Here is a 12,422-nt window from a genome sequence, read left to right on the forward strand (position 1 = left end):
GGCGTTTTATGTGTTTAAGAAATATGTATATAAATCATAAACTTAAAAACAAAAAACGCTACTTTTCGAGAAAACGGTACACAGGTTATCCACAGAATCTCAGACAGCCACCTGATCACTGGCAGAGGGGGCCGCTGGAGCTGCCGGCAATGATCCCATTTCCCGCTGCATCTGCTCGTTCCAGGCTTGCACCCGGTCGTTCAGATCGGCAATGGCTCGCGGCCCGCTGCCTTCGGCATACATCGGTGCGCCGATGATCACAGTGATGACGCCCTGCTTCTTCGCCCACCCGGTTTTCGGCCAGAACTTGCCCGCATTGTGCGCAATCGGCAGTACGGGAAGTGCGGCGTTGACCGCCAACGCGGTGCCACCGCGTGAGAACTTGCCGATGGTGCCGTAGGGAACGCGAGTCCCTTCCGGGAAGATCAGCACCCAAACGCCATCCTTGAGCAGCTCATCGCCCTTCTTGGCTACATGCTTGAGCGCAGCCTTCGGGTTGTCGCGGTCGATGGCGATCGGTCGCAGCATGGCCATGGCCCAGCCGAAGAACGGCACGTAGAGCAGTTCACGCTTGAGCACCTGGCTCAGCGGCTGGAAGTAAGCCGAGAGGAAGAACGTTTCCCAGGTGCTCTGGTGGTTCGACTGAATCACACAAGGCTGGTCCGGCACGTTCTCGGCGCCCTTCACTTCATAGCTGATGCCCAGAAAGACTTTGCTCAGCCACAAGGCGCAACGGCACCAATACACATTGATGAAGCGATAACGCGCTTTGAACGGCAGAAAAGGCGCGATAAAAAAGCTCAGGCTGCACCAGAGCAAGGAAGTGGTGCCCAGTAGCAGGTAAAAGAGGAAGGTTCTGATGGCCTGCAGTATCGACATGGCGACGTTTACCGTGCGGGCTCTGCCCGTCTATATAAAAGCGCACTCCCGATCAATCCTTGGCCAGGAATATCAGAAGCACTCTAATTGTGGATAAGTTCTGCGGCAACCGCCGCCAGATCGTCAAAAATCAAGGTGCCCACCGGTAGGGTCTTGCCCAAAGTCTTTTCGCCTTTCCCGGTCTTTACTAAAACTGGCTGAGAATCGACGGCTTTGGCGGCTTCCAGGTCACCAAGGGTATCGCCGACGAACCATAGATTAGTCAGCGATACGTTGTAATGCGCGGCGATGGTTTTCAACATCCCGGGTTTTGGCTTGCGGCAATCGCAGCCATCGTCTGGCCCGTGCGGGCAATAGACGATCAGCCCGACCTCACCGCCCTGCTCCGCCACGAGCGAACGCAAGCGCTCGTGCATGGCGTCCAGGGTGGCGATGTCGTAATAGCCGCGAGCGATGCCCGACTGGTTGGTAGCCACCGCTACCGTCCAGCCGGCCTTGCTCAACTGCGCGATGGCTGCGATCGAACCGGGGAGTGGAATCCACTCCTCCACCGACTTGATGTAAGCGTCGGAGTCGTAATTGATCACCCCGTCCCGATCGAGAATCAGCAGTTTCAAACGTTTACCCCAACAACGAAATATCGGCGACGCCGAGGAACAGTCCACGCAGACGCGCCAGCAAGGCATATCGGTTGCCGCGGACTTTGGCATCTTCCGCGTTGACCATCACCGCTTCGAAGAACGCATCCACCGGCTCGCGCAAGGCAGCCAGGCGTGCCAGCGATTCGCTGTACTGACGCGCAGCGGCCATTGGCTGTACAGCCTGGTCCGCTTGCTGGATCGCCGAGTACAGGGAGAATTCGTTGGCGTTGTCGAAGTACTTGGCTTCAACCAGCGTAGGCACAGTGCCTTCTACCTTGCTCAGCAAGTTCGAAACGCGCTTGTTCACGGCGGCCAGGGCAGCGGCTTCCGGCAATTTGCGGAAGGCCTCTACCGCTTGCACGCGCTGGTCGAAGTCCAGTGCCGAACCCGGTTTCAGGGCACGCACCGACAGGTAGGTGCCGACGTCGACACCTTCGTCTTCGTAACGGGCACGCAGACGGTCGAAGATGAACTCCAGCACCGAGTCGTTGAGGCCGGCAACTTTCACCTTGGTACCGAACGCATTCACCGCGAATGCGACGGCGTCGTTCAGGTCGAGGTCGAGCTTCTTGTCGATCAGGATGCGCAGCACGCCGAGTGCTGCACGGCGCAGGGCGTACGGGTCTTTGCTACCGGTCGGCAGCATGCCGATACCGAAGATCCCGACCAGCGTGTCGAGCTTGTCCGCGATGGCCACGGCCGCACCGGTCAGGGTGGTCGGCAGTTCAGCGCCGGCACCGCGCGGCATGTATTGCTCGTTCAGTGCCAGTGCGACATCTTGCGGCTCGCCGTCGTTGAGGGCGTAGTAGTAACCGGCGACACCTTGCATCTCCGGGAACTCACCGACCATCTCGGTCGCCAGGTCGCACTTGGACAGCAGGCCGGCACGGGAGGCCCATGCCGCGTTGCCGCCGATGCGCTGAGCGATGAACGCAGCAAGTTTGGAAACGCGCTCGGCCTTGTCGTAGACGCTGCCGAGTTTTTCCTGGAACACCACGTTTTGCAGGCGCAGGTTGAACTCTTCGAGTTTCTGCTTCTTGTCTTGCTTGAAGAAGAACTCGGCGTCGGTCAGGCGTGGGCGAACCACTTTCTCGTTACCGGCGATGATCTGCTGCGGGTCTTTGCTTTCGATGTTGGCTACGGTAATGAAACGGGGCAGCAACTTGCCGTCGGCATCCAGCAGGCAGAAATACTTCTGGTTGTCCTGCATGGTGGTGATCAGGGCTTCTTGCGGCACGTCGAGGAAACGCTCTTCGAACGAGCACACCAGCGGCACCGGCCATTCAACCAGCGCGGTCACTTCATCGAGCAAAGCTGGCGGCACGATCGCCGTGCCTTCCTGCATCGTTGCCAACTCTTCAGTGCGCTTGCTGATCAGCTCGCGGCGCTCGTTGGAATCGGCCAGTACGTAAGCGGCACGCAGGTCGCTCAGGTAGTTGGCCGGCGAAGTGATGCGCACGCTTTGCGGGTGGTGGAAGCGGTGACCACGGGAATCGCGACCGGCCTTCTGGGCGAGGATCGTGCAATCGATGACCTGGTCACCGAGTAGCATCACCAGCCACTGAGTCGGGCGAACGAACTCTTCCTTGCGAGCGCCCCAGCGCATGCGCTTTGGAATCGGCAGGTCGTTCAGGGAATCTTCGACGATGGTCGGCAGCAGGCTCGCGGTCGGTTTACCGGCGATGCTCTGGCTGTAGCGCAGTTTCGGACCGCTCTGATCGATTTCGCTCAGGTCGACGCCGCACTTCTTGGCGAAACCCAGTGCCGCTTGAGTCGGGTTGCCTTCGGCATCGAACGCAGCCTGACGTGGCGGGCCGTCCAGGTTGATGCTGCGATCCGGCTGCTGAGTGGCCAGATCGGTGATCAGCACAGCCAGACGACGCGGCGCGGCGTAGACGGTTTTGGTCTCGTAGTTCAGGCCAGCCGCTTGCAGGCCCTTGTCGATACCGGCAAGAAACGCCTCGGCCAGGGTGTTCAGGGCTTTGGGTGGCAGTTCTTCAGTGCCCAGTTCAACCAGAAAATCCAGAGCACTCATTGTGCAGCCTCCAGCTTGGCCAGTACTTCATCACGCAGGTCCGGGGTCGCCATCGGGAAGCCCAGCTTGGCGCGAGCCAGCAGGTAGGCTTGCGCAACGGAACGCGCCAGGGTGCGCACGCGCAGAATGTATTGCTGACGCGCGGTGACCGAGATCGCCCGGCGCGCATCCAGCAGGTTGAAGGTATGGGAAGCCTTCAACACCATTTCATAGCTCGGCAACGGCAGCGGCTGGTCGAGTTCGATCAGGCGCTTGGCTTCGCTTTCGTAGAAATCGAACAATTCGAACAGCTTCTCGACGTTGGCGTGTTCGAAGTTGTAGGTCGACTGCTCCACTTCGTTCTGGTGGAACACGTCGCCGTAGGTCACTTTGCCCATCGGGCCGTCAGCCCAGACCAGGTCGTAGACCGAGTCCACGCCTTGCAGGTACATGGCCAGACGTTCGAGACCGTAAGTGATCTCGCCGGTCACCGGGTAGCACTCGATGCCGCCCGCTTGCTGGAAGTACGTGAACTGCGTCACTTCCATGCCGTTGAGCCAGACTTCCCAGCCCAGGCCCCAGGCGCCCAGGGTCGGCGATTCCCAGTTGTCTTCGACGAAGCGAATGTCGTGGACCAACGGGTCCAGGCCGACATGCTTCAGGGAGCCCAGGTACAGTTCCTGGAAGTTGTCCGGGTTCGGCTTCAGGACGACCTGGAACTGGTAGTAGTGCTGCAGACGGTTCGGGTTTTCGCCGTAGCGGCCGTCAGTCGGGCGACGACTGGGCTGCACATAAGCGGCGTTCCAGGTTTCCGGGCCAATGGCACGCAGGAATGTAGCAGTGTGGAAAGTGCCGGCGCCTACTTCCATATCGTAGGGCTGAAGTACCACACAACCGTGCTCGGGCCAGTATTGCTGGAGGGCGAGGATCAAGTCTTGGAAGGTACGCACGGCTGGCGTAGGCTGGCTCACGAAATTCACCTGTTTCTTGGGCTGCGATTTAAAGAGCGGGAGTATACCCGATTCGGTCCTGCGCACGCCCCCTGGAGCCTTATGCCACGCTGCTTTTGGTGTTCCGAAGATCCGCTGTACATGGCTTATCACGATCAGGAGTGGGGCACGCCGCTACGCGATGCGCAGGGATTGTTCGAGTTGCTTTTGCTCGAAGGGTTCCAGGCCGGCCTTTCCTGGATCACCGTGCTGCGTAAACGCGAGCGCTATCGCGAGGTGATGTTCGGCTTCGACGTGCAGCGTGTGGCGCAGATGAGCGACGCGGAAATCGACGAATTGATGCTCGATCCGGGCATTATCCGCAATCGCCTCAAACTCAACGCGGCCCGGCGCAATGCCCAGGCCTGGCTGGCGCTGGAGGATCCTGTGGAGTTTCTCTGGTCGTTCGTCGGCGGCAAGCCGGTGATCAATCACTTCAAGGATCGCACCGAAGTGCCGGCCGTGACGCCGGTCGCCGTGGAGATGAGCAAAGGTTTGAAAAAGGCCGGTTTCACCTTCGTCGGCCCGACCATTTGCTACGCGCTGATGCAGGCTTCGGGCATGGTCATGGACCACACTCGGGATTGCGATCGCTACGCGGTGCTGGCGAACGGCGGTTAGAATGGCCGCCTCGCACACAGCACAAGATCAGGAGTGACCTGTGGATAAGTTTAAAGGCGCCTTGCTGGTAGGCGCTCTGCGGTTGTTTGCCCTGCTTCCGTGGCGGGCAGTGCAAGCCGTGGGCACAGCCATTGGCTGGGTCATGTGGAAAACCCCCAACCGTTCACGCGATGTGGTGCGGATCAACCTTGCCAAGTGCTTTCCCGACATGGACCCGGCTGAACGGGAGCGCCTGGTGGGCCAGAGCCTGAAAGACATCGGCAAGTCCCTGACCGAAAGCGCCTGCGCCTGGATCTGGCCGGCCCAGCGTTCCATCGACCTGGTGCGCGAAGTCGAAGGGCTGGATGTGCTGAAAGACGCCCTCGCCTCCGGCAAAGGTGTGGTCGGTATCACCAGCCACCTGGGCAACTGGGAAGTGCTTAACCACTTTTATTGCAGCCAGTGCAAACCGATCATTTTCTATCGTCCGCCGAAATTGAAAGCTGTAGATGAATTGCTGCGCAAGCAGCGCGTACAACTGGGTAACAAAGTCGCCGCGTCCACCAAGGAAGGCATCCTCAGCGTGATCAAGGAAGTGCGCAAAGGTGGTGCAGTGGGCATTCCCGCCGACCCGGAACCGGCCGAATCCGCGGGCATCTTCGTGCCGTTCTTCGCCACTCAGGCGCTGACCAGCAAGTTTGTGCCGAACATGTTGGCCGGTGGCAAAGCGGTCGGTGTGTTCCTGCATGCCCTGCGTCTGCCGGACGGTTCAGGCTACAAAGTGATCCTCGAAGCCGCGCCCGAGGCCATGTACAGCACCGATACCGAGACGTCCTGCGCGGCCATGAGCCAGGTAGTCGAGCGTTATGTGCGAGCGTATCCGAGCCAGTACATGTGGAGCATGAAGCGCTTCAAGAAGCGTCCACCCGGCGAAGAGCGCTGGTACTGACTAAATGGCACGATCTGTGGATAACCAGAACCTGTAGGAGCGAGGCTTGCCCGCGAAGGCGATTTTCAATCCAACATCAATGTTGAATTTAATGTCCTCTTCGCGGGCAAGCCTCGCTCCTACAGAAGCAGTTATCCACAACAGGTTCATACAAGGGCGCACGAAGATGTCCGAACAGCGCAAATCATTCCGCATCAAAATCATCCACGAAAGCTTCGGCGAGTGCCTGGGCCAGACGCGTAACTTGTCGGCCACAGGCGTCTACGTCAAGCATCCGCGCTTGTCGGCATTGCCCACAGGCGCGGTGGTTTATGGGCAAGTGCAGGACTTACCCACAGGTGCGCCGCGTGTGCGCATGGAAGTGGTGTTGGTGGATGCGGAGGGGATCGGCCTACGCTATCTCTGAGTCAGTGCGCCTGACGCTCAAGCTTCTTCAGAAACACCGTCATTTCCTTCTCCGCCTGCTTGTCGCCATGGGCTCGGGCGGCCTCCAGCCCCTGCTCCCACGCCTGACGCGCGGCCGCAAAGTCCGCCAGCGCCAGATGGGCTTTGCCCAATAACTTCCAGGCCGCCGAATACTTCGGATCGAATTCGACGCAGCGCTGGAAATGCTCGGCCGCCTTGGCGTTTTCCCCAAGGTCCAGGTAACCCTTGCCAAGGCCGAAGCGCAGCAGCGAGTTATCCACACCCTTGGCGAGCATTTTTTCCAGGGATTCGATCATCGAAGGCTCCTTTGATTGATGTGAGATGTTCGCGACCGCCTTCGCGGGCAAGCCTCGCTCCTACAGGTCCATACCGCCGAAATTCTGTAGGAGCGAGGCTTGCCCGCGAAGAGGCCAGACCAGCCACCGCATTTTCCCGGATCAGAAAAAGCTCAACCCCACATGAAACAACTTCTCCACATCGCGAATATGCTTTTTATCCACAAGGAACAGAATCACATGGTCGCCCGCCGCGATCACCGTGTCGTCATGCGCGATGATCACTTCTTCATCACGGATAATCGCGCCAATCGTCGTACCCGGCGGCAGGCCGATGTTCTCAATAGCCTTGCCGATCACTTTGCTCGACTTCGCATCGCCATGGGCAATCGCCTCGATGGCCTCCGCCGCGCCACGGCGCAGTGAGTGCACACTGACGATATCGCCACGGCGCACGTGGGCCAACAACGTGCCGATAGTCGCCAATTGCGGGCTGATGGCGATGTCGATATCGCCGCCCTGGATCAAATCGACGTAGGCCGGGTTGTTGATGATCGTCATCACCTTCTTCGCGCCCAGGCGCTTGGCCAGCAGCGAGGACATGATGTTGGCTTCGTCGTCGTTGGTCAGGGCCAGGAACAGGTCGGCGTCGGCGATGTTCTCTTCCAGCAGCAGATCCCGGTCCGATGCGCTGCCCTGCAGGACCACGGTGCTGTCGAGGTTGTCCGAGAGATGACGGCAGCGCGCCGGGTTCATCTCGATGATCTTCACCTGGTAACGGCTTTCGATGGCCTCGGCCAGTCGCTCGCCAATTTGCCCGCCGCCCGCGATGACGATGCGTTTGTAGGTTTCATCGAGACGGCGCATTTCACTCATGACCGCACGAATGTTCGCCTTGGCGGCGATGAAAAAGACTTCGTCGTCGGCCTCGATCACCGTATCGCCCTGGGGCAGGATCGGCCTATCACGCCGGAAAATCGCCGCGACGCGGGTTTCGACATTCGGCATGTGTTCGCGCAACTGACGCAGTTGCTGGCCGACCAACGGCCCGCCGTAATAAGCCTTCACCGCGACCAATTGGGCTTTGCCTTCGGCAAAGTCGATCACCTGCAACGCGCCCGGATGCTCGATCAGGCGCTTGATGTAGTTAGTGACCACCTGTTCCGGGCTGATCAGCACGTCCACCGGGATCGCTTCGTTGTTGAACAGCCCGCCGCGTGTCAGATAAGCGGCTTCGCGGACCCGGGCAATTTTGGTCGGGGTGTGGAACAAGGTGTGAGCGACCTGGCAGGCGACCATGTTGGTCTCGTCGCTGTTGGTCACCGCCACCAGCATGTCGGCATCGTCCGCGCCGGCCTGACGCAACACCGTCGGAAACGAGCCGCGGCCCTGCACGGTGCGAATGTCCAGCCGATCGCCGAGGTCGCGCAAGCGTTCGCCATCGGTATCGACCACGGTGATGTCGTTGGCCTCGCTGGCCAAGTGTTCTGCCAGCGAACCGCCGACCTGCCCCGCACCGAGGATGATGATTTTCATCCAGTCACTCCATTGAATCCGTTTAACCGCGCGCGGCGGCGATCTTGATCAGCTTGGCGTAGTAGAACCCGTCATGGCCGCCTTCCTGGGCCAGCAACTGGCGACCATGAGGCTGCTTGATGCCAGCGGTCGTGGCGAGGTCCAGTTCGCGGGCACCCGGCGTGCGGGCGAGAAAGGCTTCGATGACGTCGGTGTTTTCGGTCGGCAGTGTGGAACAGGTGGCGTAAAGCAGAATGCCGCCGACGTCCAGGGTTATCCACATGGCGTCGAGCAGTTCGCCCTGCAGCAGCGCCAGCGCGGCGATGTCGTCAGGTTGGCGGGTCAGCTTGATGTCCGGGTGACGGCGGATCACGCCGGTGGCCGAGCACGGCGCGTCCAGCAGGATGCGCTGGAAGGGTTTGCCGTCCCACCAGGTCGCGGTGTCGCGGCCATCGGCGGCGATCAGTTCGGCGCTCAGGCCCAGGCGCGCGAGGTTTTCCCGCACCCGCACCAGACGCTTGGCTTCCAGGTCCACTGCCACTACACCGGCCAGCTTTGGCTCGGCTTCAAGGATGTGGCAGGTCTTGCCGCCCGGTGCGCAGCAGGCATCGAGCACGCGCTGGCCGGGTGCCAGATCGAGCAGGTCAGCGGCCAGTTGCGCCGCTTCGTCCTGCACACTGATCCAGCCTTCGGCGAAACCCGGCAGGCTGCGCACGTCGGCGGCGGCGTCGAGGATGATGCCGTCCTGACTGTACACACACGGCGTGGCCGCGATGCCGGCGTCGGTCAGCAACCCGAGGTAAGCATCGCGGGTGTGATGGCGACGATTGACCCGCAAAATCATCGGCGGATGCGCGTTGTTCGCCGCGCAGATGGCTTCCCATTGCTCAGGCCAGAACGCCTTCAGGGATTTTTGCAGCCAGCGCGGGTGGGCGGTGCGCACCACCGGGTCGTGTTCCAGCTCGGCCAACAGCGCTTCGCTTTCCCGTTGGGCGCGGCGCAGCACGGCGTTGAGCAAAGCCTTGGCCCAAGGCTTTTTCAGCTTGTCGGCGCAACCCACGGTTTCGCCGATGGCGGCGTGGGCGGGAACGCGGGTGTAGAGCAGTTGATAAAGACCGACCAGCAGCAGCGCCTCGACATCGGCATCCGCCGCTTTGAACGGCTTTTGCAGCAGCTTGGCCGCCAGCGCCGACAAACGCGGCTGCCAGCGCGCGGTGCCGAACGCCAGGTCCTGGGTGAAGCCGCGATCGCGGTCTTCGACCTTGTCCATTTGTGTCGGCAGGGAACTGTTGAGTGAGGCTTTTCCGTTAAGAACAGCAGCAAGTGCCTTGGCGGCGGCCAGACGTGGGTTCATTGAACGTCCGCCGTTTGACCGAGGACGGTGCCAACGGCAAATTTCTCACGTCGGCTGTTGAACAAGTCGCTGAAGTTCAGCGCCTTGCCGCCGGGCAACTGCAAACGGGTCAGGCACAGCGCCTGTTCGCCGCAGGCGACGATCAAACCGTCCTTGCTGGCGCTGAGGATTTCCCCGGGTGCGCCCTGCCCTTCGGCGAGGCTCGCGGCCAACACCTTCAACGCTTCGCCATTCAGCGTGCTGTGGGTGATCGGCCACGGATTGAAGGCGCGGACCAGGCGTTCCAGCTCAACCGCCGGACGGCTCCAGTCGATGCGCGCTTCATCTTTGTTCAATTTGTGAGCATACGTGGCGAGGCTGTCGTCCTGCACTTCGCCTTCCAGCGTGCTGGCAGCGAGGCCGGCGATCGCTTGAACAACGGCCGGTGGACCCATTTCGGCCAGACGGTCGTGGAGGCTGCCGCCGGTGTCTTCAGCGGTGATCGGCGTGGTGACTTTCAGCAGCATCGGCCCGGTGTCGAGGCCCAGTTCCATGCGCATCACGGTCACGCCGCTTTCGGCATCGCCCGCTTCGACGGCGCGCTGGATCGGCGCCGCACCGCGCCAGCGTGGCAGCAAGGAGGCGTGGCTGTTGATGCAGCCCAGGCGCGGAATATCCAGCACCACTTGCGGCAGGATCAAGCCGTAGGCGACCACCACCAGCAAATCGGGCTTCAACGCGGCCAGTTCCGCCTGAGCGTCTTCGTTGCGCAAGGTTGGCGGCTGCAATACCGGGATACTGTTTTCCAGAGCCAACTGCTTGACCGGGCTCGGCATCAGTTTTTGCCCGCGACCTGCCGGACGGTCCGGTTGGGTGTAGACCGCGACGATCTCGTAAGGGCTGTCGAGCAGGGCCTTGAGGTGTTCGGCGGCGAATTCCGGGGTGCCGGCAAAGACGATGCGCAGTGGCTCAGTCATGGAAGCTCTCTATTACAAAGCAGTCGCAAAAGAAAAAGGCTTGCCGCAGCAAGCCTTTGAAAGAGGGGCATCAAGCGTTCTGGCGATGGAGCTTTTCCAGTTTCTTCTTGATTCGGTCACGTTTGAGACTGGACAGGTAGTCGACGAACAATTTGCCGTTCAGGTGGTCGCATTCATGCTGGATGCACACCGCGAGCAGGCCTTCGGCGATCAGTTCGTACGGCTGGCCGTCACGGTCCAGGGCCTTGATCTTGACCTTTTGCGGGCGATCTACGTTTTCGTAGAAGCCCGGTACCGAGAGGCAGCCTTCCTGATACTGCTCCATTTCGTCAGTCAGGGTTTCGAACTCGGGGTTGATGAACACCCGGGGCTCGCTGCGGTCTTCGGAAAGGTCCATCACGACAATCCGTTTGTGCACGTTGACCTGGGTCGCCGCGAGGCCGATGCCTGGCGCTTCATACATTGTTTCAAACATGTCATCGACCAACTGACGCACTTCGTCGTCCACTACGGCCACAGGTTTGGCGATAGTGCGCAGGCGCGAGTCGGGGAATTCGAGGATGTCTAAAATGGCCATAAGCTTAATTGCTGCACGTGTGAGGTAAAGTCGGGTCGATGGCCTGGCGGGTCCGAAGATGCCGGCTACCGTTGTAAAACGTAGCTCCCTTTCAGCAATGAACGGGGAGCGAGCCACGAGGGCTCTGGCGTTTCACGCGGACGCACATAATAAAGGGATTCACCGCATGAGGAAATCACTACTCGCCTTGCTCCTTCTGGCCTCGGCCGGTTTTGCGCAGGGGCAAGTGCAACTCAAGGAAGGTTTTCCACAGCAATACACCGTGGTCACGGGGGACACACTCTGGGACATCTCGGGAAAATACCTCCGTGAACCGTGGAAATGGCCGGAGCTTTGGCAGGCCAATCCACAGATCGAAAACCCCAATCTGATCTACCCCGGGGACTTGCTGTCACTGGTCTACGTCAACGGTCAGCCGCGCCTGACCCTCAATCGCGGGGCTTCCCGGGGCACCATCAAGCTCTCGCCGCGCATCCGCAGCAGCCCGGTGGCCGACGCCATCCCAAGCATTCCGCTGCAATCGATCAACAGCTTTCTGCTGAGCAACCGCATCGTCGACAAGGTCGAGGATTTCGACAAGGCGCCCTACATCGTCGCCGGCGATGCCGAACGGGTGCTCAGCGGCACCGGTGACCGCATCTTCGCCCGCGGCCATTTCGACCCGAATCAACCGGTCTACGGCATCTTCCGCCAGGGCAAGGTCTACACCGATCCCGACAGTAAAGAGTTCTTGGGGATCAACGCCGACGACATCGGCGGCGGCGAAATTGTCGCCACCGAGGGCGACGTTGCCACCCTGGCCCTGCAACGCACCACGCAGGAAGTGCGCCTCGGCGACCGTTTGTTCAGCGGTGAAGAGCGCTCGATCAACTCGACGTTCATGCCCAGTGCACCTAAAAGCCAGATCAATGGCTTGATCATCGACGTGCCGCGCGGCGTTACCCAGATCGGCGCCATGGATGTGGTCACGCTGAACAAGGGGCAGCGCGATGGCTTGGCCGAGGGCAACGTGTTGGTGGTGATGAAAACCGGCGAAACCGTACGTGATCGGATTACTGGCCAGCCGCTGAAAATTCCCGATGAGCGTGCCGGTTTGCTGATGGTATTCCGTACCTACGACAAACTCAGTTACGGCTTGGTACTCAACGCATCGCGCTCCCTGGCGGTGATGGACAAAGTGCGAAATCCTTAGCCTGCTCCACAAGTTACCAACAGAGTTATCCACAGCTTATTCCCGTTTGAACGGG

Annotated in this window: 13 protein-coding genes; 4 read left to right on the forward strand and 9 right to left on the reverse strand. The window is 60.4% G+C overall.

Translation table 11 applies throughout. The features are described from left to right. Positions 1-99: 99 nt before the first annotated feature. From ACIPL2_RS23580 to glyQ, 4 genes are all read right to left on the reverse strand, one after another. Positions 100-879 (reverse strand): 1-acyl-sn-glycerol-3-phosphate acyltransferase, encoded by a 780-nt coding sequence (locus ACIPL2_RS23580; RefSeq protein ID WP_059403760.1) that lies wholly within the window; start codon positions 877-879, stop codon positions 100-102. A gap of 83 nt (positions 880-962) precedes the next feature. Continuing rightward, positions 963-1,496 carry a D-glycero-beta-D-manno-heptose 1,7-bisphosphate 7-phosphatase gene (gene gmhB / locus ACIPL2_RS23585; protein WP_401360314.1) on the reverse strand — a complete coding sequence of 178 codons (534 nt, stop codon included), beginning with the start codon at positions 1,494-1,496 and terminating at the stop codon, positions 963-965. 4 nt (positions 1,497-1,500) lie between these two features. Next, positions 1,501-3,555 (reverse strand): glycine--tRNA ligase subunit beta, encoded by a 2,055-nt coding sequence (gene glyS, locus ACIPL2_RS23590; RefSeq protein WP_401360316.1) that lies wholly within the window; start codon positions 3,553-3,555, stop codon positions 1,501-1,503. Then, positions 3,552-4,505, reverse strand: coding sequence for a glycine--tRNA ligase subunit alpha (gene glyQ / locus ACIPL2_RS23595; protein ID WP_401360318.1), 954 nt, complete (start codon positions 4,503-4,505; stop codon positions 3,552-3,554). The genes glyS and glyQ overlap by 4 nt, the downstream gene beginning before the upstream one ends. A gap of 81 nt (positions 4,506-4,586) precedes the next feature. On the opposite strand from glyQ, the gene tag reads away from it, so the two are divergent. The 3 genes from tag to ACIPL2_RS23610 all read left to right on the forward strand — a co-directional run bounded on the left by tag (position 4,587) and on the right by ACIPL2_RS23610 (position 6,478). Then, positions 4,587-5,144 carry a DNA-3-methyladenine glycosylase I gene (tag, locus tag ACIPL2_RS23600; RefSeq protein WP_059403757.1) on the forward strand — a complete coding sequence of 186 codons (558 nt, stop codon included), beginning with the start codon at positions 4,587-4,589 and terminating at the stop codon, positions 5,142-5,144. A gap of 40 nt (positions 5,145-5,184) precedes the next feature. Continuing rightward, complete coding sequence (locus ACIPL2_RS23605) at positions 5,185-6,072, forward strand: lysophospholipid acyltransferase (protein ID WP_401360321.1); 888 nt, start codon at positions 5,185-5,187, stop codon at positions 6,070-6,072. Positions 6,073-6,238: 166 nt separating this feature from the next. Continuing rightward, positions 6,239-6,478, forward strand: coding sequence for a PilZ domain-containing protein (locus ACIPL2_RS23610; protein WP_401360323.1), 240 nt, complete (start codon positions 6,239-6,241; stop codon positions 6,476-6,478). A gap of 1 nt (position 6,479) precedes the next feature. Here the strand turns inward: ACIPL2_RS23610 and ACIPL2_RS23615 are convergent, their stop codons facing one another. The 5 genes from ACIPL2_RS23615 to def all read right to left on the reverse strand — a co-directional run bounded on the left by ACIPL2_RS23615 (position 6,480) and on the right by def (position 11,175). Beyond that, positions 6,480-6,794, reverse strand: a complete 315-nt coding sequence (locus ACIPL2_RS23615; protein ID WP_095943024.1) for a tetratricopeptide repeat protein — start codon at positions 6,792-6,794, stop codon at positions 6,480-6,482. Between the two features lie 141 nt (positions 6,795-6,935). Further along, positions 6,936-8,309, reverse strand: a complete 1,374-nt coding sequence (trkA, locus tag ACIPL2_RS23620; protein ID WP_401360325.1) for a Trk system potassium transporter TrkA — start codon at positions 8,307-8,309, stop codon at positions 6,936-6,938. A 22-nt stretch (positions 8,310-8,331) separates the two neighbouring features. Further along, on the reverse strand, positions 8,332-9,642 hold the full coding sequence (gene rsmB / locus ACIPL2_RS23625; RefSeq protein WP_401360327.1) for a 16S rRNA (cytosine(967)-C(5))-methyltransferase RsmB: 1,311 nt from the start codon (positions 9,640-9,642) through the stop codon (positions 8,332-8,334). Beyond that, positions 9,639-10,598 (reverse strand): methionyl-tRNA formyltransferase, encoded by a 960-nt coding sequence (fmt, locus tag ACIPL2_RS23630; RefSeq protein ID WP_401360329.1) that lies wholly within the window; start codon positions 10,596-10,598, stop codon positions 9,639-9,641. The genes rsmB and fmt overlap by 4 nt, the downstream gene beginning before the upstream one ends. Before the next feature lie 70 nt (positions 10,599-10,668). Continuing rightward, the gene (gene def, locus ACIPL2_RS23635) at positions 10,669-11,175 is read right to left on the reverse strand and encodes a peptide deformylase (protein WP_027926190.1); all 507 of its coding nucleotides are present in this window, start codon (positions 11,173-11,175) and stop codon (positions 10,669-10,671) included. A gap of 166 nt (positions 11,176-11,341) precedes the next feature. On the opposite strand from def, the gene ACIPL2_RS23640 reads away from it, so the two are divergent. After that, positions 11,342-12,367, forward strand: a complete 1,026-nt coding sequence (locus tag ACIPL2_RS23640) for a LysM peptidoglycan-binding domain-containing protein (protein ID WP_401360331.1) — start codon at positions 11,342-11,344, stop codon at positions 12,365-12,367. The last annotated feature ends 55 nt before the right edge of the window (positions 12,368-12,422 follow it).

Origin of the sequence: Pseudomonas sp. NPDC086251 (genome assembly GCF_044746405.1) — a bacterium.
GTDB lineage: Bacteria > Pseudomonadota > Gammaproteobacteria > Pseudomonadales > Pseudomonadaceae > Aquipseudomonas.

Bases quoted from the DNA above. Each gene is read 5' to 3' on its own strand.
- def (WP_027926190.1), bottom strand. From the start codon at position 11,175: ATGGCCATTTTAGACATCCTCGAATTCCCCGACTCGCGCCTGCGCACT.
- ACIPL2_RS23640 (WP_401360331.1), top strand. From the start codon at position 11,342: ATGAGGAAATCACTACTCGCCTTGCTCCTTCTGGCCTCGGCCGGTTTT.
- trkA (WP_401360325.1), bottom strand. From the start codon at position 8,309: ATGAAAATCATCATCCTCGGTGCGGGGCAGGTCGGCGGTTCGCTGGCA.
- tag (WP_059403757.1), top strand. From the start codon at position 4,587: ATGCCACGCTGCTTTTGGTGTTCCGAAGATCCGCTGTACATGGCTTAT.
- fmt (WP_401360329.1), bottom strand. From the start codon at position 10,598: ATGACTGAGCCACTGCGCATCGTCTTTGCCGGCACCCCGGAATTCGCC.
- ACIPL2_RS23615 (WP_095943024.1), bottom strand. From the start codon at position 6,794: ATGATCGAATCCCTGGAAAAAATGCTCGCCAAGGGTGTGGATAACTCG.
- glyS (WP_401360316.1), bottom strand. From the start codon at position 3,555: ATGAGTGCTCTGGATTTTCTGGTTGAACTGGGCACTGAAGAACTGCCA.
- rsmB (WP_401360327.1), bottom strand. From the start codon at position 9,642: ATGAACCCACGTCTGGCCGCCGCCAAGGCACTTGCTGCTGTTCTTAAC.
- ACIPL2_RS23610 (WP_401360323.1), top strand. From the start codon at position 6,239: ATGTCCGAACAGCGCAAATCATTCCGCATCAAAATCATCCACGAAAGC.
- ACIPL2_RS23580 (WP_059403760.1), bottom strand. From the start codon at position 879: ATGTCGATACTGCAGGCCATCAGAACCTTCCTCTTTTACCTGCTACTG.